The organism is Bradyrhizobium sp. Arg237L (assembly GCF_029990105.1).
In the GTDB taxonomy this organism is placed as follows: Bacteria; Pseudomonadota; Alphaproteobacteria; order Rhizobiales; family Xanthobacteraceae; genus Bradyrhizobium.
Genome location: NZ_JAQMIL010000017.1, coordinates 71,383 through 95,739 on the forward strand (window position 1 = coordinate 71,383; position 24,357 = coordinate 95,739).

Below are 24,357 nucleotides of genomic sequence, written 5' to 3' on the forward strand. Positions count from 1 at the left end.
CAAATTTTGCATTCAAAATTGTGAAAACGATTGGATAGAGGAAATGGATCAGGACGTGGCGGAAGATCTCGTCTTCGAGGTCGCGAGCGGCATTGGACGGGTCACGTTCAATCGTCCTCAGGCCAGAAACGCCTTCACTTTCGAAATGTACGAGCGGCTCGCCGAAATCTGCGAGCAGGCGAACAGCGATCAGGCAATCAAGGTGCTGGTGCTTCGCGGCGCTGGCGACAAGGCCTTCGCCTCGGGAACGGACATCAACCAGTTCCGCGCCTTCACGACGCCGCAGGACGCACTCGATTACGAGAACCGTATCGACCGCGTGCTCACCACGCTCGAGCAGTGCAGGGTGCCGACGATCGCCGCGATCAACGGCTTCTGCACCGGCGGCGGTGCCGGCATCGCCGCGGCCTGCGATCTGCGCATCGGCACCAGAAGCGCGCGGATCGGCTTTCCCATTGCCCGCACGCTCGGCAATTGCCTGTCGATGTCGAATGTCAGCCGGCTCGCCGCCCTTGTTGGACCGGCGCGCGTCAAGGATTTGATCTTCACGGCGCGGCTGGTCGAAGCCGCCGAGGCCGCGGCGATCGGCCTGCTCACGGAGGTGGTCGACGATCTCGCGGCGCTCGACGGGCGTGCCGATGAGGTCGCTCGGCTCCTTGCCGGCCACGCACCGCTGACGCTCAGCGCGACAAAGCAGGCGGTCGCACGCCTGCAGAAGCGGCTGACGCGCGAGGAGGGCGAGGACCTCATCGTCATGTGTTACATGAGCGAGGATTTTCGCGAGGGGCTGGACGCGTTTCTCAACAAGCGCGCACCGCAATGGCGCGGGCGATAGGGATATGACGATGCAAGGCAACCAATCGCAGTCCGCTGCTCGCCCGCAAGGACCGCTCGCCGGCCTCAAGGTCGTCGACCTCACCCATGTCATGGCGGGACCGACCTGCACGCTGATGCTCGCCGACATGGGCGCCGATGTCATCAAGATCGAGAAGTGGCCGAACGGCGATGACACCCGCCATTCGGTGCCGCCGAAGATTGGCGACGAGGCGGCCTCGTTCCTGATGATGAACCGCAACAAGCGTGGCGTGGTGCTGGACCTGAAAACCGCCGGCGGCAAAGAGGTGCTGCGGCGGCTGATCGCACGTGCCGATGTGCTGGTCGAGAATTTCGCGCCGGGTGCGATGGAGCGGCTGGGCTTCGGCTATGAGGCGTTGCACGATGAGTTCCCGGCGCTGATCTATTGCTCGCTCTCGGGGTTCGGCCGCACCGGACCCTACAAGCATCGCCGCGGCTTCGATCTGGTCGCCCAGGCCATGAGCGGGATCATGAGCTTCACTGGCGAGCGGCCAGACGGCCCGCCTGTGAAGTGTGGTCCACCCCTATCGGATATTACCGCGGGCCTCTTGGCCTGCATGGGAATCCTGGCTGCGTACACGCATCGACTGAGGACCGGTGAAGGGCAGTGGGTCGAGACCTCGCTGTATGAGGCGGCGCTGGTGCAGACCTACTGGCAATCGACCATCGCGCTCGCCACCAACACGGCGCCGCGCGCGATGGGCTCGGCGCATCCGCTCAACGCGCCATACCAGGCATTCGAGGCTTCGGACGGCTGGCTCGTTGTCGGGGGCGCCAATAACAAGAATTGGCTGTTGATGCTGGAGGCGCTGGGCGCAACCGAGCTTGCATCCGATCCGCGCTTCGTGACCGGCGCTGATCGCATGGCGCATCTGAAGGAGCTCGAAGCGGTCTTGAGCGAGCGCTTCCGCGCGGGGACACGGGCGCACTGGCTCACGGTCTTGGGAGGGAAGGGCGTGCCATGCGGTCCTGTCCACGACATGCTGGAAGCGCTGAACGATCCGCAAACGCTTGCGCGCGAGATGGTCGTGGAGGTCGAGCATTCGACGCTCGGACCGGTGAAGACGATTGGGCTCCCGGTCAAGTTCTCGGTGACGCCCGGGAAAGTGCGTTCTGGCGCGCCGGTCTATGGCGAGCATACGCGCGAGGTGCTGTCCGAGTATGGGTTCGATGACAGTCAGATCGAAGCGCTCGAGAAAGAAGGCGCAATCGTCTCGGCAGCCATCGGTCGATAAAAGCAGCTCGTGTAACGTCGCGATAGGCCGATACGACAAACAAAACAGGCAAAAAATCAGCCGGAGGAAACCATGGACGTCACGTCGAGATTCCTGCTGCCTGCCGCCGCAATCCTGCTCGCCGGCACGATTCCAGCGGGCGCGGCCTGGCAGCCGCAGAAGCCGATCGAGTTCGTCGCGACCGCAGGGCCGGGCGGCGGCACCGACAATCTGGCGCGTGCGGTCCAGAACATCATCACCAAGTACAAGCTGACCGACCAGCCGATCGTGGTCGTCAATAAGGGCGGCGGCAGCGGTGCGGAAGGTTATGTGTACGGCAAGGCTTCGGCCGCCGATCCCCACAAGGTGATCTTCGGCACGTCGAACGCATGGCAGCAGCCGCTCGTGTCCAAGGTCGCCTTCAACTACACCGATCTCACTCCGATCGCCGCGATGGCGCAGGATGAGTTCCTGCTCTGGGTCAAGCAGGACGCGCCGTACAAGACGGTCAGCGACTATCTGAAGGCGGCGGCCGCGAATGAATTCAAGATGGGCGGAGCGCAGTCGAAGGATACCGACGAGGTGCTGACCCGTATGATGGAAAAAGTCGGGCACATCAAGTTGATCTACATTCCGTTCAAGAGCGGCGCCGAGGCCGCCGTGCAGCTCGCGGGCGGTCATATCGACTCTCACGTCAACAACCCCTCTGAAAGCCTGGGGCAATGGCGCGGCGGAACGCAGCGCCCGCTCTGTGTCTTCAGTCCTAAGCGACTGTCGCAGGGGCCTAAGGTCACCGCGACCGAAGGCTGGAGCGACGTGCCGACCTGTGTCGAACAGGGACTCGACATCTCGCAGTATGAGCAGCCCCGCACCGTCTGGCTGCCCGGCAAGGTCACGCCGGAGCAGACTACCTTCTATGTCGAACTCATGAAGAAGGTGCGAGCGACACCGGAATGGAAGGACTACATCGAGAAAACCTCGCAGGTCGACACCTTCCTGACGGGGGCCGAGTTCGACAGCTACATCAAGCAGGACCTCGAGCACATCAAGCAGGTCGCGGCCGAGCAGGGGTGGCTCGTCAAGTGAGCCGGTCGGCCACGTCGAGCGAAGCTATCCGGGTTTAGCGCCGGGCTGGAGCAGATCGATGGTCTCACGCCGTGCTCTCGAAATTGCAACCGCCATTCTCACCGGCGGCTTCGGTGTCGCCGTGGTGGTGTCCAGCTTCGACAACGGCATCGGCTGGTCGGCCGCCGGAGTCGATGCCGGCACCTTTCCGTTCCTGACCGGTGTGATCATCGTTGCTGGCAGCCTCTACAATCTCGCCCGCGGTGTCTTGCCGGGCGGCACGCTGGCAAGCGTTCCCGTGGCCATCACAGGAATCGAGCTGCGCCGCCTCGCAGGGCTGTTCGTGCCTGCCGCTCTCTTCGTGGCGCTGATCCCGATAGTCGGGATGTATGTGGCCTCAGCCGGCTACGTCTTCGCTGTGCTGGCGCTGCCGAGGCATCAATCGCTGCTTCGCTCGCTGGCGATGGCATCGGCCACGCCGCTCGCGCTGTATGTGGTGTTCGAGCGCATGTTCCAGGTGACGCTGCCGCACGGCGCGCTCGCCGCCGCAGCAGGGCTCTAAGGGGGAGAGCGAATGGAAAATCTCCAGGAGCTCCTGCACGGCTTCACGATCGCGGTCACCGTGCCGCATCTGGTGCTGATGGTGATCGGCGTCCTGCTCGGCATTCTCGTCGGCGTGCTGCCGGGCCTGGGCGCGCCGAACGGCGTGTCGCTGCTGTTGCCGCTGACCTTCGGGATGCAGCCGGTCTCGGCCATCATCCTGCTTTCGAGCATGTATTGGGGCGCGCTCTTCGGCGGCTCCGTCACCTCGATCCTGTTCAACATTCCCGGAGAGCCGTCGTCGGTCGCCACCACGTTCGACGGCTATCCGATGGCGCGCGACGGCAGGCCGACGACAGCGCTTGCCACCGCCTTCGGTTCGGCCGCGTTCGGCGCCCTGGTCGGGGTCATTCTGATCACCTTCCTCGCATCGTGGGTGGCGCAGGTCGCGCTCGCCTTCGGGCCGCCGGAGTACTTCGCCGTCTATTTCCTCGCCTTCGCCAGTTTCGTTGGCATGGGTGGCGCGGCGCCGATCAAGACGGTGGTCGCTCTGGCAATCGGCTTTGCGATTGCTGCCATCGGCATCGATACCGTCTCCGGCAGCGTACGCCTGACAATGGGTATCGATGAGCTGGTGAAAGGCGTGAGCTTCGTCGTGGCGGTTATGGGATTATTCGGCATCGGCGAGCTGCTGGTTGCCGTCGAAGAGGAGTTTCACGCACGCGGGGTCTCCTCAAGGATTGACTGGAAAGAAGTCTTCCGCGCGGTCGTCCGCCTGTCGCGGCATGGCATCGCTCTGCTGCGCAGCGCGGCCATCGGATGCTGGATGGGGATCACGCCGGGCGGCCCGACCGCGGCGTCTTTCATGAGCTACGGGATCGCCCGACGCTTCTCACGGCGTGGTCGCCATTTCGGCACGGGCGAAGTCGAGGGGATCATCTCCCCGGAGACCGCCGATCACGCGGCCGGCACCAGCGCGCTTTTGCCGATGCTGTCGCTCGGCATTCCCGGCTCGGCGACCGCCGCGGTGATGATGGGCGGCTTGATGATCTGGGGCCTCAATCCCGGGCCTATGCTGTTCGTCGACCAGAAGGATTTTGTCTGGGGCCTGATCGCCTCCATGTATGTGGGCAACATTGTCGCCGTCGCGCTCGTGCTGCTCACCGTTCCGATATTTGCGGCCTTGATGCGGATTCCGTTCGTCATCATTGCGCCCCTGATCGTGATCATCTGTGTCGTTGGCGCCTATTCGGTGTCGAACTCCTATCTCGATGTCGTCATGATGCTCGGCTTCGGCGTCATCGGCTATCTCTTCAAGAAGATGTTCTATCCGCTCGCCCCGCTCGTGCTCGCGATCGTCATCGGCGACAAGGCCGAGGATGCCTTCCGGCAGTCGATGCTGATGTCCAAGGGATCGCTCGGGGTGTTCTTTGCCAATCCTCTCGTGACGAGCCTTGTCTTGGCCGGGCTGACGCTGTTGCTGCTTCCGCTCGCGCTGCAGATCGCGCACGTCCTGAGCAAACCGCGCGAGAAGGCCCTCGCGCCAGGTCCTGAAGACAGGAGCCAGCAGAAGTTGAGGATCACATGACCACAAAGCCGCTCATCGCACTTGCGTGGTAGATCCCGCCGGCATCGGCCCTGAGCTGACGGCGAAGCTTGTCGCGACGGGAGGAGATTCGACAGTTCGCCCGTCTCGTCGTGATCGGCGACCGTCTTCGACGGCCCGCGGAGCCGACTGTTCGCATCAACGGGGCAGTTCGGCCTCGGGACAAAATGCGCCAGGGAAATGCAGCTCTTGGGGCAAAGCGGACATCGCCCGCATATGTCTCGGAATGGCTGCCAACAGAAGTCACGGTTGTTTGGTCTTGTCTAGCCCGCGAGACTCATCCTATGCGCTAAGAGCCTAAGGCAGGCGAAGCTCCATTTTCATGGCGTGGGTCGAATATGCGGAAATCAACCCGAGATCTCCCTACAACCGGTTATGCCATCCTCGTGGATGGTCGTGTGAAGACTGAATTCGCAACGAGGGACGGCGTTGAGGGCGGGGCTAAGGATTTGAAGCGGCGCTTTCCGATGCTGCAAGTCAAGGTCTACGATGCGCAAACCAAAGCGGATCGCGAAATAGACGTGTTTTGACATCTACATTAGCGCGGAGTGAACCGCTGACCCGAGAAAGTGGCGTGGCTTGTCGCCCAGCAGTTCGCAATTTTGCGCTTTCATCTAACCAGTTCGCCGCGATATATCGCCTGTCGGAGAGCATGATGATGTTTCGAAGGCAGAAGAGCAGATCTCGCGCACGTGATGCACGGCAGGTACAGCAAGGGTACGAGCGCAACAAGAGTTCCGGCGGGGACATCCAGGCCCGGATTGCCGAGTTGAGAAGCATGCCGCGGGAAAAGCTCGCGGATGCGGTGTTCCTGCTCTCGATGGCGACAAAGCAGCAAAGTGAGCGGATACGACGATCGATCAAGGAGCGCGCGGAGGCCGAGTTCGAGTTTGATCCGCCACCCAACGGAGATATCGCTGACTATCTCGCGGAGGAAGCAGTCTCGGTTTTGCGCCATCACGAGGCTGATGTGCCGACGCTCATCGATATCTTGTCTCAGAGATCGCCTGACATTGACTTCACCGTTCATCAAACGGACGCCGTTTCAATGCTTGCCGCGATGATTCGGGAACAGCGGCTCGAAGGCATTCTCGAAGGTCTCAGGCTTGCTGGCCTCCTGAACGAATCCTCAAAGAATCGTCATGCCGGTTTTAGTTCGTAGGGGCGAATCGATTGGAGGGAAACTCCGCAAGGCGCCTGCGGAGAGTCGCGCAAAGAAACGAAAGACCCCTACGCGGACTGCGATCGCTTCTGCGTCCCCGCTCGGCATGATGGCTCTCCATCTGCTCGCGCAATGGAGAAAGTCTGGCAGCCATGGCATTGTCTTTCTTGCCGAGAACGAGAACAGAGCCGAGCGGCTCGGCGGCGTCATTCATGATCTCGACCGCTCGTGCGAGGTGCTGGTTTTTCCGCGGCTGAACACCCTGCCGTTCGATCAGTTGGAGCCGTCACACGAAATCGCCGGCAGACGGAGCTCGGTCTTGCGGCGCCTCGCCAGGCCCGAGGAGCCAATCCTGCTGGTGTCCACGGCGGAGGCGGTGATGGAGCGCCTGCCGCCACCGGCGACTTGGTCTCGTTCAAGTCTCCATCTGAAGGTGGGCGCTACATTCTCCCAGCAGGACCTCCGGTCGCGGCTGGAGGTTCTCGGATACGACCTCGATGATGAGGCGGAGTATCCTGGCAGCGCGCTGTTCCACGGGAAGACTTTCGAGATATTTCCCGCCGGCGCACTCGGTCCATTCCGCGTGGAACATGCGGGCCAGGTGATACGGCGGATTTCGTCCTTCAACCCGACAGAGCACGAGGTTGTTTTCGAAGCGAAGGAGCTCGTCATTGATCCGATGTCGGAGCGCCTAGCGTTCGGAAGCAAACGCGGAAAGCGCGCGACACTGATTGACTATTGTGGCCGGGCCAAGTGGATCGCCGATGCGACGGTTCCGGCGCACGCCGAGAGTTGGTTGAGCACGATCGAGGAGGCGGCCAGTCGCACGGACAGGGAGCGCGAATACCTTGGCAGGCGCGAATGGAAGCAGGCCACCAAACGCATGAAGGTGCTGTCCCGCAAGGCAGCTTTCATCCCCACACCGGACTTTTCGAAGGTCGCTTCACCCAGAAAGGCTCTGCGAGCGTTCGTCGACGAGACACGACGCGCCGGTTCGCGCCTCATCTTCGTAGCGGCGCAGGAGGAAGATCTGCGCGCCATGGAGCGGATGAGTGGGGTCAAGGCTGAGCGCTTTTCGAACTGGAACGAGGCGACGGCCGGACGCAATCGCGAAGCGGCGATTCTGGCCGACTTCGATGCGGGATTTGTCGAGGCTGGCCGGAAGCCCTTGGTCGTTGTGACGGCTTCCGATGTGCTCGGGAGCAGGGCCCATCATCCGCAGCCCATGGCCAGGGCCTGGAATGCCGCCTTCGACCGGGCAGATGTGCCCGAGCCGGGCGCCGTGGTCGTTCATCTGCAGCGAGGACTGGCGTTGCTCGATGGATTGCAGACGGTGGCGATGGGGGGCGTATCGTCGCACGAAACGATCCGGCTCGTATTTGCAGGAGATGATGCCGTTCTCGTTCCGCCCGCCGACCTGACCCTGATTTGGCCCTACGCATCGGAGCCCGGCGAGCTGACGCTGGACAAAGCCGACGGGAGTACATGGTGGGCTCGGCGCACCGAGGCGGAGCAGGAAATTCAAATCGCCGGAAAGCAACTCGCCAGACATATCGGTCAGCGTCGCCGGCGGAGGGCAGCCAAACTCGTACCACCAGGCCCGGCTTACGAGAGGTTCGTCGCTCGTTTTCCCTATTTCACGACGGTCGACCAGGCGAAAGCCATTCGGGACGTCCTCGATGATCTCGCATCGGGGCACCCTATGGATCGGGTCATCTGCGGCGACGTCGGATTTGGTAAGACCGAGGTTGCCTTGCGAGCGGCGGCCGCAGTCGTACTGTCGAGGAGACAGGTGGCAATCGCGGTGCCGACAACTGTTTTGGCAAGACAGCATGTCGCGACGTTTCGCAAACGGTTTGCTCCGTTCGGTATTGAGGTGGGAAGCCTGTCGCGGGCCACATCAGCGCCGGAGACACGGCGGACGAGGGAAGGGCTAAAGAGCGGAAGGCTGAAGGTTGTGGTCGGAACGCAGGCTCTCGCCTCGAAGGACGTGAAGTTTGCCGACCTTGGTCTGATTGTCATCGACGAGGAGCAGCATTTTGGCGCAGCAGAGAAGGCAAGGCTTTCAGAGCTGGCCAAGGGTATCCATACGCTTTGGATGAGCGCCACGCCGATACCGAGGACGCTCGCGGCGGGTCTCGCGGGCTTCAGGGATCTCAGTGTCATTGCGTCTCCGCCCGCTCATCGCCTTCCCGTCCTGACAAAGATCGCTCCGCTTTCGGACGCTGCCATCGTCGCGGCCTTGTCGCGTGAACAAAGACGTCACGGGCAGAGCTTCTTGATTTGTCCACGTATCCAGGATCTCGATCCGATGCTGGCGCGCGTGCAAGCGATGGCCCCGGATCTTCGCATCGTTTGTCTCCATGGCAGATTGTCTGCCGACGAAATTGACGACCGGATGATGAGTTTCGTCGAAGGCCGCGCGGACGTTCTGCTGGCGACCAATATCGTGGAAAGCGGTCTCGATATCCCACGTGCGAACACGATCGTGGTCTGCTGGCCCGAGCGGTTCGGTCTCGCGCAACTCCATCAACTCAGGGGTAGGGTGGGACGCGGTGGCATTCGCGCGTTTGCGTATCTGTTGACGGATTCAAACTCGGAGCGATCCGAGAAACGGTTGGCTGTTCTGGAGGAGTTCAATAGGCCAGGTGCGGGCTTTGCGATCAGTGCTCGAGATCTAGACCTCAGAGGGGCAGGGGATCTGCTTTCCGAGCGGCAGTCGGGCCATGTGCAGGTTTTCGGTCCCGTGCTCTACAGCCACCTTCTGAAACTGGCCTCGGAGAAAGCCCACGACAGTGCCGCCGACCTGTGGGTGCCCGACCTCAATCTTCCGATCGCGGATATGTTGCCGCCAAGCTTCGTGCAATCGGAGCCGGTCAGGCTGGAAATCTACGCTCGTGCAGCCAGGTGTCGAAGTGAGGACGAACTGGATGACTTGGAGGAGGAGACGCAGCGACGGTTCGGCAAATTGCCGCCGGCAGTCCGCGATTTCTTTGCTGCCGCAAGGCTCAGGATCGACTGCAGGCGACGCGGCATCGTAAGATTGGATGTCGGTCAGGAGGCAGTCGCCGCGACATTCCTGCCGGGACGGCTACGAAAGTCGAGAGCGCGATCGTTCCAACGCGACGGCGATAGGGTCGTCCACACCAGCGAGCGCTGCGTCGGGCCGCTTGGCAAGGCGGAAGAGTTCCTGGACCTTCTGGACGAGTGAAGCCTGAAAAGCCGCAGAGTGCGGCGGGCGATGAGCGCGAGCAACGCAACGACATAGTTACCCAACCGCTCGGAAGCAGCCGTGAGCGACGATCAGAGCTCTAAGGGGAGGGATTGGGGGCGCTGACGAGCGACTTCGGTCTTGAAAGTGTCGCACTCCTCGCTCGGGCCTTTGCTCAACTCCAAACGATGATTGAGACCGTTGGCGCGACTTGTCTGAGATACGTTGCTGTGGACCGCCGCGGGAGCCGTCCGGCTACAGGACCGACCGCTCTTGGCGCGAAACGGACTTTCGATCGGACGCACAAGTCGCCAAAGGGCCAACAGCCGACAGCTGGCTCTAGGCGCGCGCCTTGGCACTGACGCGAACCGATAGGGACGTCTCAACGTCGACTATTTACAGCCATTCCTCGGGATAGCGCCTTCGAGAGTGCGGCTGCAGTTTCCCGCAGAGCTCCAAGCCGGTCTTCCATCTGCTTGTTCATAATTCGCTCGAGCGGCCCAGTCATGCCTACTGATTGAAGAACTGTGCCATCCGAAAGCGCGACGGGGACAGCAAGCGCCGCAAGTCCTTCGTCGATTTCCCCAATACAGGTGGCGTAGCCCATTCTTCTGACCTTCGCGAACTCCTGATCAATCCACTTTCGGCTGGTGTGTGAATTGACGGTCGGCTTAGGAAGCTCATTTGAGAGAGCTTCAGCGATCAGTTCTTTGCTCTGAAATGCCATGATGGCCTTGCCAGTCGCTGCGGCATTCACGGGCATCTCGATTCCCGGCTGAACATATCCGCGCCACCTCACATCGGGCGAATATGAAACAGCTACCAGTACGCGCGACCCAACGAGGCGTGCGAGATAGCAAGTCTCGGTGGACGCCTCCGTCAAAGCATGAATATGGGGACCGGCGAGCGACGCGTACCAGCCATCGTCCGCGCTCGCATGAAGTAAGCGCGTTAGCCTATCGCCCACGGAATAGGTGCGTCCTGCTTCCGCTTCGACTGCTAGTCCTGATCGAACCAGTCCCTTCAGCAGTCGATGCGCGGTTGTCTTGGGGAGTTCGAGAATCGATGAGACGTCGGCGAGCGTGATCGTGCCAGGGAAGGCGGCAATCACTTCGAGCACGTCGATGTATCGAGCCAGCGGGCCGGGCGAATTGTCATCCATCTGCATGTGATCCGATCAATTTTTGTGCGGCGCAAGCAAAAATGAACGGCTTGACACCTGACGAGGAGGCCGTCTACCGTTTCGTTATTCGGGATAATGTTCCGGAAAACGGAACGTCTGTCAAGCCTCGTGCGACTCCATTGGGCGTGATGGACAAGGTTATTTCATTCCAGGAGGCGACATGAAGATCACGCGGAAGGCCTTTCTCAGCTCGACGATCGGAGCAGCGATGCTGTCGTTCGTCGGTGCGGCTCAAGCTCAGCAGGGTGGGCCCATCCTGATCGGCGCTACCGTCCCGATGACGGGGCCGCTGTCGCTGACGGGCAAGCAGTACCAAAACTCCCTTTCGATGGCCGAAGAGGACATCAATAAAGCGGGGGGTATAAACGGTCGTCAGATCAAGATCGTGTTCGAGGACACGCAGGCGTCCAACGGAACCGCGGTCAACGCATTCGTAAAGCTGGCCCAGGAGACCAAGCCCGCGTTCTTTTTTCTGTCGAGCTACTCCACGCAAAATCTCGCAACCGCGCCCGAGCTAAGCAAAGTTCAAGTGCCAGCGATGTATGCGGGCGGTGCCGACGTCGTGGCCGAAAACGGAAATGAATGGATGTTTCGCATCCGTCCCGCTGACAGCGTTTCGGCCGAAGGAATGGTGAAGGCTGCTGTCGACGTCATCAAGGTGAAGAAGCCCGGAATTCTCTATATCCAGAACGACTTCGGCCAGGGCGGTGCGCAGACGGCCGCCAAGCGCTTCGAGGCCGCAGGCATCCCGGTCGCCGGCATGGAAGCCTATGGTCAGAACGACAAGGACTTCTCCGCGCAGCTCCTTAGTCTCCGCAACAAGGGCGCGGATGCCATTCTGATCTTCAACTATCCGCAAGATGGCGCGCTGGTGCTCCGCCAGGCCAAGCAGCTCGGCTTCAAGATGCCGCTCGTTACGTCCTCTGCTGCACTGGTACCCGCCGCGACGCAGCTTCTTTCACCAGCAGACCTCGAGGGTGTCTGGGGGGTGGTCGATGCTTTCATGGACGTCAGTGTCGGTGGTCGGATGAAGGACTACGTGGAGCGCTTCAAGTCGAAGTTCGGAGTTGATCCAGATCCCTACGGGCTTGCGTACTATGACGGAGCGATGCTGATGGCCGACGGTATGCGTAAGGTCGGAACCGATCCGAAAGCGCTGCGCGAATGGTTGTCCTCGGTCAAGGGATGGCAGGGCATTGGGCACGTCTACTCGTACGATAGCAAAGGCAACGGCGTTCGCGATCTTGCTGTTGTGAAAGCGAAGCCTGGCACAAAGACCCTAGAACTCGTGCAGCCTGTCACGCTCAACTAGTCATTTACAACGAAATGGTCTGCGGTTCGGCAAGCCGGCCGCAGGCCGAGACCGTGTAGGTACGTCATGGCGGACTTCGTTCAGCTTCTAATCAACGGACTGGCGATCGGCAGCGTGTACGCGCTCGCTGCGATCGGCTTCGTGATCGTTTACTCTGCTACTGGAGTGGTGAATTTCGCGGCCGGTCAATTCGTAATGTTCGGAACGTTCGCCGGCGTTGCGACGCTCATCAACGCTCAACTTCCCTGGCCATTTGCATATTGCGCGGCGCTCCTCATCATGGCGCTGTTCGGGGCCTTGTTCTTTATCTCGGTCTATCTGCCTCTACGACGTGGTTCGGTTGTGACGATCATCATCGGGACCGTTGCCGTTAGCATCACGATGCAGAACGCCGCGTTACTGTCGTTTGGGTCGTGGCCGTTCCGCCTGCCGTCTCCCGTCGAAGACAGCGCGGTCTCTCTCGGCGGCGCGATCATTTCCACGCACGCCCTTGGCGTGGTCGCTGTGACCGCAGTGATGGTCGCCGGATTATGGCTTCTCTTCAATCGCACTTCGGTTGGCGTGGGGATGCGAGCCGTCGCGCAGGATGTGCAGGCCGCCAAGTTGATGGGTCTCAAAGTCAACCGCTTACTTGCGTTATCGTGGATCCTCGCGGCGGTACTCGCGGGCGTCGCGGGACTAATGCTCGGACCAATGTGGTTCGCGGACGTCAACATGGGTGATCCGATCGCATTGAAGGCCTTCGCTGCGACCATCATCGGTGGCTTTGGAAGTCTGCCGGGGGCCATCGTGGGCGGCCTGTTCGTTGGCTTGAGTGAAGTCCTCGGCGCATCCTACGTCTCGTCCGCGTACAAGGATCTAATCTCCTTCGGCATAATGATCATCTTTTTGCTGGTGCGTCCGCAGGGCGTCTTCGGCGAGAAGATCCAGGATCGAGGCTGATCGGATGGCGATGCGTATCCCCGTGCAGATCGCTGCGGCGGTCATTGTGATCGGCGGGCTTTCCGGTATCGTCCTTCCGGAATACCATCTTCGCCTGCTGAATTTGTCACTGATCTCCGCGGTAGCGGTGATCGGGCTCAACTTTGCCTTTGGCTATGCCGGTTTGATCTCGCTCGGTCATGCTGCCTTCGTCGGCATGGGCGGCTACGGTTTGGCCATCCTGACCACCACTTGCGGATGGTCCCCGTGGCTCGCGGCCCCCGTCTCGATCGCGGCGACAGCAGTCTCTGCTGGTCTGATTGGCTACCCATTGCTTCGATTGCGCGGTCACTATCTCGCGCTGGCGACGCTCGGCCTCAACGTCTCGTTCTACATCGTGACATCGAATTGGATAGCGCTCACAGGCGGCACCAATGGTATCGCGCGGATCCCGGAATTAAGGCTAGGGTCGCTCAGTTTCTCAAGCGAACATCAATTCTTGTGGCTTGCGCTGACAGTCCTCGCGCTAATCGCTGCCGCAGCGGCCGTACTGCACAGGTCCCGCCGCGGTCGCGAGATGATGGCAGTGCGCGACGACGAGATCGCGTCCGAGATGACTGGCATCGATACAACGCGCGCCAAGATTACTGCATTCGTACTTTCTGCCATCTGCGCCGCCGTTGCCGGATGTCTGTTTGCCCTCCACGTGCGCTTCGTCGCGCCTGAGGATTTCACTTACGCGCATTCGATCACATACCTAGCCATGCTGATCGTCGGCGGGGAAGGCACCATCGTAGGTGCTATCCTCGGGGCGGTACTGCTGACGTTTCTGCCAGAATGGTTGCGCTTTCTCGGCACCGCTTACCTGTTCTTCTTCGGTCTGCTTGTGCTTTGCATCCTGGTGTTTCTTCCTACGGGGCTCGTTGGCCTCGGGCAGCGCCTGAGCCGTCGTTCAGCGAGAAGTCCAATCCTTGCGTCTGTTCGTACTCCGGAGGCGACGTCATGAATGTCTTGGAAGCACGAAGCATTCACAAGCGCTATGGCGGCCTCGCTGCGCTGACGGACGTGGATCTGACCGTCGAAAAGGGCCAGTTCGTCGCGGTCATCGGGCCTAACGGCGCCGGAAAGTCCACGCTGTTGAACGTCCTGACAGGCTTGGCGATGCCAGATGAGGGGCAGGTGCTTCTCGATGGTCAGGCGGTCACGCGCATGGCCACTAACAAACGTATTCGTTCCGGCCTCGGCCGTACGTTTCAGCACGGGCGCGTGTTCGCGCGCCTTAGCGTACTTGAAAACGTGATGACCGGTGCAGCGATCCGTAGCGACCTTAGCGAGTCCGGCCTGCGCGAAGTCTCGATGGGAATCATCGAGCAAATGGGGTTGGCAAACGAGGCACACGAGGCCATCGGATCGCTCTCGTACGGCCGGCGCCGAATGGTCGAACTCTCACGTGCGCTGGCCTGCCGGCCGCACGTTCTCTTGCTGGACGAGCCAGCGGCCGGCCTGAATTCCGGCGAGGTCGATCAACTAATTGACCGCCTCACAGAGTTGCGCGCGGCGCACGGCCTCGCCGTGGTGTTGATAGAACACAACATGGGGATGGTCATGCGGCTCGCTGAGCGCATCTTTGTTCTCAATTTTGGCTGCAAGATCGCCGAGGGAACTCCAGCGGAGATTCAGGCAAACCCGGCCGTACTGTCTGCCTATCTGGGCGAAGGATATGTCCATGCTGTCGTGTAACGATCTCGTGGTCGCGCACGGCGATATCATAGCGCTGCAGGGCGTGACCCTCCAGGTCGAAGCTGGCGAAACGGTCGCACTTATCGGTGCCAATGGCGCCGGCAAGACGACCTTGTTGCATGCGATCTCCGGACTCAACGGGGTCTCGTCGGGAGACATAAGATTCGAAGCGCGCTCGATCGCCGGATGGTCCACCGACGAACGCGTTTCGGCTGGAATTGCGCAGGCGCCCGAGGGCCGGCGAATATTTCCTGGACTGTCGGTCGAGGAGAACCTGACCCTTGCGACCGTCAGTTGGCGCCGCTGGCGGCAGTCGATCGCGGCCGATCTCGATCGCGTCTTTGGATTATTTCCGCGCCTTAAGGAACGCCGGCGACAACTTGGATGGTCATTATCGGGCGGAGAGCAGCAAATGCTCGCGATCGGTCGCGCCCTGATGGCTCGTCCCAAATTGTTGCTGCTCGACGAACCATCGCTGGGCTTGGCGCCGCGGCTCGCCGAAGAGGTTTACGAACAAGTCAGCCGCATCGGCGAGACCGGTCTGACCATCCTGGTTGTGGAGCAGAACACAGTGCTCGCGCTCTCGGTCGCCGATCGCGCCTATGTGCTGGAGACAGGGCGCATTGTGCTCGAAGGGCCAGCAGACGAACTCAAGCAAAATGCGCGTGTGCGCGAAGCTTATCTGGGCCGTTGAAGCCAGAATCAAGGAGGCAACATGTATCCCGCCAATCATTCCCAATCGCGAGATCTCTATCAGCGAGCGCTGAAAAGCCTGCCGGGTGGCAATACGCGTACCACTGTCTATATGAAGCCGTTTCCGATCTACGCTGCTTCGGGCGCTGGTTGCCGCGTCTGGGATATCGATGGCAACGAATATATCGACTGTATCAACAACTTCACGTCTCTGATCCATGGTCACGCTCATCCCGCTCTTATCGAGGCAGCGACCAAACAGCTCGCGCTAGGCTCGGCCTTCGGCATGCCGACTGAGTCCGAAGTCGATCTCGCCGAATTGCTGGCAGCAAGGCTGCCATCGGTCGATCACGTCCGCTTCTGCAACTCTGGCACCGAGGCGGTGATGATGGCGCTAAAGGCCGCGCGCGCCTACACGGGCCGGCCGAAGATCGCGAAGTGCGAGGGCGCTTATCATGGCTCTTATGACTATGCTGAAGTCAGCCTCGACCCGACGCCCGCGGCCTGGGGTGGCAACGCGCCCGTATCAGTAGCCTATGCCAAGGGCACGCCCGAGAACGTGCTCACGGACGTCGTGACAATTCCGTTCAACGATGTCGAAGCTGCTGTGAGCCTGATCCGTGAACATGGCCCCGAGCTCGCTTGTGTGCTCGTCGATCCGATGCCGAACCGCGCAGGTTTGGTTCCGGCGGATAAGGCCTACGTGGAAGCGCTCCGCCAGGTAACGCGGGAAGTCGGTGCGCTGCTCATATTCGACGAGGTCATCTCATTCCGTCTCGGCTATGAGGGTGCACAAGGGCTTTGGAGTATCGAGCCGGACCTGACTACTCTCGGCAAGATCATCGGCGGCGGGTTCCCGGTCGGCGCAATCGCCGGCGGTAAAGAGTTCATGTCGGTCTTCGATCCATCTTCCGGCAAGCCGGCGCTCCCGCACGGCGGCACCTTTTCGGCTAATCCCGTAACTATGCGCGCCGGTCTTGCCGCTATGAAGCTGCTCGATGCAGCAGCGTATTCACGACTCGATAAGATCGGCACGACGGTTCGCGAGGGTATCAACGCGGCTTTCCGGAAGACGGGCGTCGCCGGCACCGCAGTTGGATTGGGCTCGCTTCTTAAGATCCACTTCACTAATCGCAACGTCCGCGACTATCGATCGGCTTACTTGAACGAGACGGAAGCGAAGCGCCAGGCCGTGTTCAACGCCGGGCTGCTCAATCGCGGGATATTCGTCGCAAGCTACGGCCTGATGGCGCTGTCGTTGCCGATGACAGATGCTGACGTCGATACGATCGTGAAGGCGGCTGCGGAGTCACTGGGGGAGGTCGCCGCGTTCGGCTGATCAAGCCCTTTGTACCGTGAAATGCTCCGACCGGCGTTCAGTTGACGCCGGATAGAGACCCTCTTTCCTACTAGCAGGCCCGCGATGACCTCGAAGATTGATCCTATCACCCGTTCCGTTGTCCAGCATCGTCTGAGTTCGATCGTGAACGAAATGGGCGAGGCGATGCTGCGTACATCTTACTCCCAGATCCTGAATTCCAGCCGCGACTTCTCGCTGGGGATCTGCGACGTAAATGGGCGGTTGATTGCGCAGGCGGATCATATTCCGGTCCATGTCGGCGCGCTGTCCTGGGCAACGCTTGCGATCGAGGAGCGCTTCAAGGACATCAAGCCCGGGGACGTTCTGCTGCTCAACGATCCCTATCATGGTGGCAGCCATTTGCCGGATCTTACCGCGTTCGTGCCAGTCTTCGATGGAGAGCGAAGGCTGTACTGGACCATCGTGCGCGCACACCAAAGCGATATCGGCGGAGCTACCCACGGTGCCTACAATCCGGGCGCGACCGACATTTGGCAGGAAGGATTGCGCGTACCGCCGATCCGTCTCTATGAAGGCGGCAAACTTCGCGACGATTTGCTCGACATGCTGGCACTTAACGTGCGCAATCCGCGCGATTTCCGCGGCGATCTCGCGGCCATGGTTGGGGCGGCGCACCTTGGCGAACGCCGGGTGAGACGACTGTTCGACGAGTTTGGTGGAGAGGTCGTCGAAGCGGCCGTCGAAACAATTCTCGACGCGGCTGAACAACAGACGCGGGCAGTCCTGTCGACGTGGCAGGACGGTACGTTCTACGGAGAAGCGTATCTTGACGATGACGGTCATGGCCGAAGCGACATTAAAATCGCCGCGAAGGTGACTAAGAAGGGGTCCGATATCGAGGTCGATCTTTCGGGGTCGGATCCGCAGTCGACGAGTTTCGTCAATTCGTCGCACGCCAATATGCAGGCTGCGGTCGTTATGGCGTTTGCCTATCTGATCGACGCAGATATTCCCAAGAATGCCGGCGCCCTTCGGCCGCTGAAGGTCGTTGCAAAACAAGGTACGATCGTATGGGCTGATCCTGGTCGTCCGGTTACGATGTGCACCAGCCATCCGTCGAATGAAATCGTGGAAGCCATCGTCAAAGCGCTTTCCCAATCGTGTCCCGATCGCGCGATGGCCGGGTGGAGCCGCAGGTTCCGCATCGCCATCCAAGGTGAGAATCCGCGCACAGGACGCAATTTCATCTGGCATCTGTTTCAGGCGAGACCCGGCGGAGGCGCGTCGTCGGCGGGCGATGGTTGGTCATCGATCGGCGAGTGGCATACGGTCGGGGGCATCAAATTCGGCAGCATCGAGGTCGACGAAGCCCGGTTTCCGCTCCATTTCCGACATCACGAATTTCGCCCGGACTCCGGCGGAGACGGCAAGTTTCGTGGTGGCCTCGGCGTATCGTTGGATCTCGTCGTGGAAACGGCCAAACCTGCGCGAGCGAACACGGCAGGCGAGGGTACGAAGCATGGAGCATGCGGGATGCTCGGCGGCAGCGACGGGCTTCCGCATCAGTACACCCTCGTGTCGAAAGGCCGCGCGCCGCGCGTGCTGCGGACCAAGGAGGTCGGCATCGAAGTCCTTCCCGGCGACTGCTTCGAGGTTCGCTCCTCCGGTGGCGGAGGATGGGGCCCACCTGGGCAACGGTCGGCTGAAGCGCGCGAAGCCGACTTGGCGCAGGGCGTTACGACAAAAATTACAACGATTTAGCGGGTATCCTGAAGATGTTTACGATCGGAATCGATGTTGGTGGTACGTACACTGACCTCGTTGCAATTGATCGCGACGGCAACACCGTGTTCGCGAAATCGCCGTCAACGCCTGCAGACCAGTCTATCGGTGTCATGAATGGACTTGAGGAACTCGCAAGTCGGCTAAAGATGCCGCGAGCGGAGATGCTCGCCAAAACGAACCGCCTGGTGCACGGGACAACGGTCGCGACGAACGCATTGCTCGAACGGAAGGGGGCAAAGGTGGCGCTTCTCACTACGGAAGGCCATCGAGACGTTATCGAGATGCGAGAGGGCCTTAAGGGAGATCGCTATAATCTCCGCATCCCACCCCCTTCGCCCCTGGTACCGCGTGAACTGCGCTTCGGTGTGCGTGAACGCGTTAGACCGGACGGCGAAGTGTCGATCCCACTCGATCAAGACTCGCTCGGCGAGGCGATCTCGGCAATCCGCACCGCCGGAGTAAGCTCGGTGGCTGTATGCTTCTTGCATGCCTACCGCAATCCTGCGCACGAAATTTCGACCGTCGAACGACTGAAGCGCGAACTGCCGGAAGTCAACGTCTCTCGCTCGAGCGATGTGTTGCCGCAGATCAAGGAGTACGAGCGCGTCTCGACAACGATCGTGAACGCTTACGTCGGGCCGGCGGTACGACGCTATCTCACCAATCTGGAAGCCCGGCTAAAAGACGCGGGCCTGGCCAGTAGCCTTTTTATCATTCTTTCGCACGGCGGGATGGCTCCGCTCGAGGAAGCCGCGCGGCTGGCCGCCGGTACTGTTCTGTCCGGCCCGGCGGGCGGCATCTCGGGATGCCGACGCTGTGCGGAACTGCTCGGAATTCCCGATCTCGTGCCATTCGACATGGGGGGAACCAGTACGGACATCTCGCTGATTACGGACGGGCGCGCGTCGCTGTCGGCTGAGGGAGGGCTTGCCGACCAACGCATTGCGCTACGGAGCCTCGACATTGCGAGCATCGCCGCCGGTGGAGGCTCGATTGCCACCCTGGACGTGGGTGGTACGGTCCGCGTCGGGCCAGAGAGCGCAGGGTCCGTGCCAGGGCCGGCTTGCTACGGCAACGGCGGCGTCGAACCGACTGTTACTGATGCCAATGTCATTCTCGGCTATCTCGACGCATCTGCGTTCATGGGTGGAAAGCGGCCGCTCGATCGCGCAGCCGCCGAAGCGGCAGTCGACCGTCTCGCGAAAGCTCTCGAGCTATCTCGGGACGATGCAGCGGCTGGAATCTATCGAATGGTCAATCTGCGTATGGCGGACGGTATCCGTCTGATGACTCTGCGACGCGGCGTCGATCCACGGCGTTTCGCGCTGCTGAGCTTTGGCGGCGCTGCGGGCCTGCATGCGGCAGAAGTTGCGCGCGAACTTGAGATCAAGCGTATCATCGTGCCGACGGCGGCTTCGGTACTGTCTGCCTGGGGCATGTTGACCAGCGATCTGAGGTACGAGGTGAGCAGGACGCATTACAGCGCTGGCCAACGGATTACGCCCGAGGAGGTCAGGGCCATCTTCGCCTACCTGGAAAGAGAAGCCACGAGCCGTCTGAAGTCATGGTTTGGGGGTGATGTGGCAATCGAACGCTCCGCCGAGATGCGCTATGGCGAGCAGATATTCCAGATTGATGTCCCCCTAAACGGTCTTGATTGGACGTCGGAGAACATCGTCGATCGGATAGAGGAGCGATTCCATCGTCGCCACGAAGAGCTATACACATACTCGTCGCCGGATCAGGAAGCGGTGTTCGTCAATGCGCGGGTCGCTGCCGTAGGCGCTGTCCCGAGCGTCGGACAGGTCGCGCGCGGGCAGAAGACTTTGGCGCCCTGCAGACCAAAAGGAAGTCGAAAGGCATTTTTCGGCGAGTGGCGAGAGGTTGAAGTATTCGATGCGGATCAGCTTCGACCGGGCAACAAAATCGACGGCCCAGCAATAGTGGAGGCTGAGACGACGACCGTCGTCGTTGGCGAGGGCGATCAAATCGAGGTCAACGATCTGGGATGGCTCGACATTAGGCTCAGGTGATTGAATGACGAGTCTGCTCAGCGTTCGAGTCCGCTACTTCCGCTCTGGGTCAAAAATTCGACATGGCGGAAAGGCAGCTTATGGCGCAAAGTGGACTATCGTTGATTGACCTTGACCTTGATCTTGTTGCCGGTTGCTAGCTCAAGCTTTACCATGATGGACTGGACTGATCCACGCTAGCTCACGTTGGCTGGCACTTGATGGAATTGACCAGGCGGCCGAGCGAACCGAGCGAGCGTCACTGAGTTCGCGTGCTCACTTTTCGAAATCCAAAACTGAGGTGTGGTCGCTTGCGAACTCAGGTGTTGCCAATCGGACAGTCCAGTTGTGCTTTAGTTTCGCGTCCGAGGCGCAACACCGTGTCCAGTCTTGGCCGACCGCCGGTCCCGCTACTCGCCAAAAATAAAGCACCTTCTCCAACACGTCTGCGTGCTGGGAGGCAGCTTTTCAAACGATCTCAAGAGCAAGATCGGCCGCGATACTGATCACGCCGCCAACGGGCGATTCTCTCGAAAAGGCGGCGGCAAAGCCGCTCTTTGGGCGGCCTTTCTCAAAGATACTTATGGGCTTGAAGCGCACCTTATGCTTTGGAATATCTTGGCAACCCATTGATATCGCGACAAAAGAGACCGCCTTCGAGCGCACCAAGGGCGTAAGCAATTGACACGAAAGGCGTTTTTGCTATTCGTCTACTCCCACATTGTTGCTCGCAGCGGATGTTACTACCCGCAAGTGTTCAGGGTTTCATTTCACGCGCTTCCAGCTGGCTTCTTATGAGTGGAAACGCCTCGAGCAGGGTTCTCGGCGACGAACTGGCTGATAGCATCGAACGCCTGCAGGCGGTTCTTCTCCAGTAGCTCCATGTGCGTGCCTTCGCCGATTTCCACCCATCGCCGGTAGGGCGCCCACTTGAGAGAGCGGAAGCACTCTTGCGTCGACGCGATGGGCACGTCCCGGTCCCATTCGGCGTGCACCAGAGCGTGACCACTTTTCTTCGAATCGTCATCCCGCTCTAGCTCTTTGTTTGAGCATGATCTCCGCGCAAACGCTTCGCGTTTGTCGCGAGGAGCGGCTTGCCAGAAGCTTTGGAACGGCTGCGTTCTAGCTCGAAAGGAAAAGCAGACAGCTATTAACTTGGGAAAAAAGCATCAGTTCATAAGCTGCGGCAGCGATGAACCAAAAAAGCTCTCACCGAAGATGTTTTCTCAGTAACCGGTGGAGCGCATGGCGTTGCGGCCGCCGGAGTGGGATCATCCCGGTCTTGACATCCAATTGTAACAGTCGCTGCCTAAGGTCTGGTCGATCAAGTGTGACAGTGTTGTGAAGGGTGGGGTAGATCCAGATGCCGGATGCGCTAGCTTTCGCGCAATACCGGGGCTTTAAGTGTTGCCTGCCGCTGGCGTTGATCACCTTTTTGCTTCTGGGAAGCAAATTCTCCTTGGCGCTTGATGGGTTGAAGAATTTTGACATCCCGTCGCAGCCTCTGGCAAATGCCTTGGTCGAATTTGCAGATAGAACCGGAATGGCTGCCTTGATCGATGCCGAACTGGCCAAGGGGCTGCAATCCTCGGCGATCAAAGGGCGCTTGCTGCCCGCAGACGCCTTGCGTGTTCTGCTGGCCGGGACCGGCCTCTCGATCCGCTATGCCGGTGCCACCGCATTCACGGTCGGCCCGAAGGCGTCTGAACAGGAATACGGGGCGGCGCAGTCACAGAAGCAGCGTCGTGCTGACTACGATGCTTACTTCTCCCACGTTCAAAGCATGGTCGAAAGCATTCTCTGCCAAAATGATGAGACGCGGCCGGGTCAATATCGCACTGCGTTTCAGATATGGATAGGTGATGCCGGGACCATCCAGGCGCTTCATCCGCTTGGAACGAGTGGAGACGAACACCGCGACGAATCCATTGCCAAGTTCATGGCGAACGCCAGTGTCGCGCCACCTCCGCCGGGCCTGCCGCAACCTGTTACCATCGTGCTGCAGCCGAGGACGTACACCTTGACGTGTGCGGACATGCTTCATTCCCGCCAATGACAGAGGGATCGAGTATTCGCATGCGCGCCATCTTTGAGGCGGGGTATCGGCAGTTCTGGGAACGCCTTCGCCGCCGGTTGGGCTCGGACGCACTTGCGACCGAAGTGCTGCACGAAACCTGGCTTCGGATCGATAGCATCGGCGATGTCGGTGCAATACGACGGCCGGAATCGTACCTATTTCGCATGGCTCTTAACGTGGCCGCGGACAAGAAGCAGGCGGACAGCCGCAGGCTGTCTCCTGCGGAAGTCGAGATCGTGCGCCATATGATGGATGGGGTGCTCGATCCCGAACGTATCGCTGAGGCCCGGGATGAAGTGGCGTCGCTGGAGGCCGCACTGGACGAATTGTCCCCCCGCCGCAAGGCGATCTTCCTGCTCGCGCGGGTCAGCGAGATGAAGCATGACGACATCGCGCAGCGATTTAACATTTCAATCAGGATGGTCGAGAAAGAGCTTGTTCAAGCGCTGCGACATTGTTCGGCCCGTCTGGGAAGAAAAGTTATTCGCAGGTTCGGTCCCGGCGCTCGGAAAGAGTCTTGAGAGGCGGGATGCACGAGGAAGATCCCACCATAACGGTTGACGACAGACAGGACATGCTTGAACGAGAAGCGCAGGAATGGCTTGTGCGCTTGACTTCGGGGCGCGCCACGATTGCCGACGCCGAAGCACTGAAGAGCTGGTGTGGCCGCAGCAAGGCGCATGCCGCAGCCTTCGCTGAAGCCAACCTTCTGTGGGAGGGGCTCGGGACTGCAGCGCGTCGCAAGCCGAGCGACGGTGCTTCGGCGCGCGACAGGTCTCGTGGTGCCACGGCTTCGCGTCGGTGGTTTCTGGGCGGAGCCGCAGCCGCTTCTGTCGCCGGTATCGGCTATCTCGGGCTGCGGCCTCCCCTGGAACTGTGGCCATCTCCTTATGAACTCGCCGCCGACTACCGTACGGGTGTCGGCGAACGTCGTCAGATCGCGATGGACAACGGTGTCTCTGTAGAGCTGAACACGCGCAGCAGCCTCAATATTGTTCGCGATACCGGCGAGCGGCAGATCGAACTGGTCTCGGGCGAGGCGGCGATTGTTGTACCGGATACAGTTCCCGCGGGGCTTACAGTTCTTGCAGCGGGCGGCAGTCTTTATGCCGCCAGTGCGCAATTCAACCTGCGATGTGATGGGGGGCGGGCGATCGTCACCTGTCATCGCGGTTCGATGGTCATCGACTATTCAGGAAAGTCGATGACGCTGCATGGTGGTGAGCAGACCATATATGCCCGCGGCGCGCTGGAACCTGTTCTTACCGTCGATCCTGCGGTGGTGATGGCGTGGCGCGAAGGGCAGTTGGTGTTCCGCCAGACCCCGTTGGCGGAGGTCATTGACGAAGTCAATCGGTACAGGCAAGGGCGCATCATCCTCATGAACGAGACGCTCGGTCGGCGGCCGGTTGAAGCGCGTATTTCGCTCGATCGCGTGGATGATCTGATTAATCTCGTTCGCGAGGCTTATGGGGCAAAGGTCACGTCGCTTCCCGGAGGAGTAGTCGTGCTAACCTAATAGGCACGGTCGCAAAATCGATCACCCTTTCATTGCTCCAAGAATTTTTTGTGACACGGTTCAGTCTCGCCCTGCCTCAAACCGTCTTAGGGGCACTAACAGGAAGAGACGAGGCGTGGGCGCATTGTGAATGCACGCGCG

Annotated in this window: 21 protein-coding genes; 20 read left to right on the plus strand and 1 reads right to left on the minus strand. The window is 60.5% G+C overall.

Features of this window, described 5'->3' with window-relative positions:
- Positions 1 to 43: 43 nt before the first annotated feature.
- The 8 genes from OZ411_RS13015 to OZ411_RS13050 all read left to right on the plus strand — a co-directional run bounded on the left by OZ411_RS13015 (position 44) and on the right by OZ411_RS13050 (position 9,653).
- Positions 44 to 835, plus strand: coding sequence for an enoyl-CoA hydratase/isomerase family protein (locus tag OZ411_RS13015; protein ID WP_282528259.1), 792 nt, complete (start codon positions 44 to 46; stop codon positions 833 to 835).
- Positions 836 to 845: 10 nt separating this feature from the next.
- On the plus strand, positions 846 to 2,090 hold the full coding sequence (locus tag OZ411_RS13020) for a CoA transferase (protein ID WP_282528260.1): 1,245 nt from the start codon (positions 846 to 848) through the stop codon (positions 2,088 to 2,090).
- 72 nt (positions 2,091 to 2,162) lie between these two features.
- Complete coding sequence (locus tag OZ411_RS13025; protein ID WP_282528261.1) at positions 2,163 to 3,155, plus strand: tripartite tricarboxylate transporter substrate-binding protein; 993 nt, start codon at positions 2,163 to 2,165, stop codon at positions 3,153 to 3,155.
- Positions 3,156 to 3,213: 58 nt separating this feature from the next.
- Positions 3,214 to 3,696, plus strand: coding sequence for a tripartite tricarboxylate transporter TctB family protein (locus tag OZ411_RS13030; protein WP_282528262.1), 483 nt, complete (start codon positions 3,214 to 3,216; stop codon positions 3,694 to 3,696).
- A gap of 12 nt (positions 3,697 to 3,708) precedes the next feature.
- Positions 3,709 to 5,262: a tripartite tricarboxylate transporter permease gene (locus tag OZ411_RS13035; RefSeq protein ID WP_282528263.1), complete on the plus strand. Its 1,554-nt coding sequence runs from the start codon at positions 3,709 to 3,711 to the stop codon at positions 5,260 to 5,262.
- A 416-nt stretch (positions 5,263 to 5,678) separates the two neighbouring features.
- Positions 5,679 to 5,810 (plus strand): hypothetical protein, encoded by a 132-nt coding sequence (locus tag OZ411_RS13040; protein WP_282528264.1) that lies wholly within the window; start codon positions 5,679 to 5,681, stop codon positions 5,808 to 5,810.
- 125 nt (positions 5,811 to 5,935) lie between these two features.
- Complete coding sequence (locus OZ411_RS13045) at positions 5,936 to 6,442, plus strand: hypothetical protein (protein ID WP_282528265.1); 507 nt, start codon at positions 5,936 to 5,938, stop codon at positions 6,440 to 6,442.
- A 106-nt stretch (positions 6,443 to 6,548) separates the two neighbouring features.
- Positions 6,549 to 9,653 carry a DEAD/DEAH box helicase gene (locus tag OZ411_RS13050; protein WP_282528266.1) on the plus strand — a complete coding sequence of 1,035 codons (3,105 nt, stop codon included), beginning with the start codon at positions 6,549 to 6,551 and terminating at the stop codon, positions 9,651 to 9,653.
- Positions 9,654 to 10,035: 382 nt separating this feature from the next.
- On the opposite strand, the gene OZ411_RS13055 is transcribed toward OZ411_RS13050, so the two are convergent.
- Positions 10,036 to 10,815 (minus strand): IclR family transcriptional regulator, encoded by a 780-nt coding sequence (locus tag OZ411_RS13055; protein ID WP_282528267.1) that lies wholly within the window; start codon positions 10,813 to 10,815, stop codon positions 10,036 to 10,038.
- Positions 10,816 to 10,996: 181 nt separating this feature from the next.
- On the opposite strand from OZ411_RS13055, the gene OZ411_RS13060 reads away from it, so the two are divergent.
- The 12 genes from OZ411_RS13060 to OZ411_RS13115 all read left to right on the plus strand — a co-directional run bounded on the left by OZ411_RS13060 (position 10,997) and on the right by OZ411_RS13115 (position 24,216).
- The gene (locus OZ411_RS13060) at positions 10,997 to 12,148 is read left to right on the plus strand and encodes an ABC transporter substrate-binding protein (RefSeq protein ID WP_282528268.1); all 1,152 of its coding nucleotides are present in this window, start codon (positions 10,997 to 10,999) and stop codon (positions 12,146 to 12,148) included.
- A gap of 66 nt (positions 12,149 to 12,214) precedes the next feature.
- A complete protein-coding gene (locus OZ411_RS13065; RefSeq protein WP_282528269.1) occupies positions 12,215 to 13,090 on the plus strand; it encodes a branched-chain amino acid ABC transporter permease in 876 nt (291 codons plus the stop codon).
- Between the two features lie 4 nt (positions 13,091 to 13,094).
- Positions 13,095 to 14,075: a branched-chain amino acid ABC transporter permease gene (locus OZ411_RS13070; RefSeq protein ID WP_282528270.1), complete on the plus strand. Its 981-nt coding sequence runs from the start codon at positions 13,095 to 13,097 to the stop codon at positions 14,073 to 14,075.
- Complete coding sequence (locus tag OZ411_RS13075; RefSeq protein WP_282528271.1) at positions 14,072 to 14,809, plus strand: ABC transporter ATP-binding protein; 738 nt, start codon at positions 14,072 to 14,074, stop codon at positions 14,807 to 14,809. The genes OZ411_RS13070 and OZ411_RS13075 overlap by 4 nt, the downstream gene beginning before the upstream one ends.
- Complete coding sequence (locus OZ411_RS13080) at positions 14,796 to 15,503, plus strand: ABC transporter ATP-binding protein (protein WP_282528272.1); 708 nt, start codon at positions 14,796 to 14,798, stop codon at positions 15,501 to 15,503. The genes OZ411_RS13075 and OZ411_RS13080 overlap by 14 nt, the downstream gene beginning before the upstream one ends.
- A 21-nt stretch (positions 15,504 to 15,524) precedes the next feature.
- Positions 15,525 to 16,841, plus strand: a complete 1,317-nt coding sequence (locus OZ411_RS13085) for an aspartate aminotransferase family protein (RefSeq protein WP_130580665.1) — start codon at positions 15,525 to 15,527, stop codon at positions 16,839 to 16,841.
- An 84-nt stretch (positions 16,842 to 16,925) separates the two neighbouring features.
- Entirely contained in the window at positions 16,926 to 18,584 is a 1,659-nt protein-coding gene (locus OZ411_RS13090; RefSeq protein WP_130580666.1) for a hydantoinase B/oxoprolinase family protein, read from the plus strand.
- Between the two features lie 14 nt (positions 18,585 to 18,598).
- Positions 18,599 to 20,641 carry a hydantoinase/oxoprolinase family protein gene (locus tag OZ411_RS13095; protein ID WP_282528273.1) on the plus strand — a complete coding sequence of 681 codons (2,043 nt, stop codon included), beginning with the start codon at positions 18,599 to 18,601 and terminating at the stop codon, positions 20,639 to 20,641.
- A 369-nt stretch (positions 20,642 to 21,010) separates the two neighbouring features.
- Positions 21,011 to 21,253 (plus strand): hypothetical protein, encoded by a 243-nt coding sequence (locus tag OZ411_RS13100; RefSeq protein WP_282528274.1) that lies wholly within the window; start codon positions 21,011 to 21,013, stop codon positions 21,251 to 21,253.
- A 730-nt stretch (positions 21,254 to 21,983) separates the two neighbouring features.
- Positions 21,984 to 22,676: an STN domain-containing protein gene (locus OZ411_RS13105; RefSeq protein WP_282528275.1), complete on the plus strand. Its 693-nt coding sequence runs from the start codon at positions 21,984 to 21,986 to the stop codon at positions 22,674 to 22,676.
- Between the two features lie 20 nt (positions 22,677 to 22,696).
- A complete protein-coding gene (locus OZ411_RS13110) occupies positions 22,697 to 23,218 on the plus strand; it encodes a sigma-70 family RNA polymerase sigma factor (RefSeq protein ID WP_282528276.1) in 522 nt (173 codons plus the stop codon).
- Positions 23,219 to 23,226: 8 nt separating this feature from the next.
- Entirely contained in the window at positions 23,227 to 24,216 is a 990-nt protein-coding gene (locus tag OZ411_RS13115; protein ID WP_282528277.1) for a FecR domain-containing protein, read from the plus strand.
- The last annotated feature ends 141 nt before the right edge of the window (positions 24,217 to 24,357 follow it).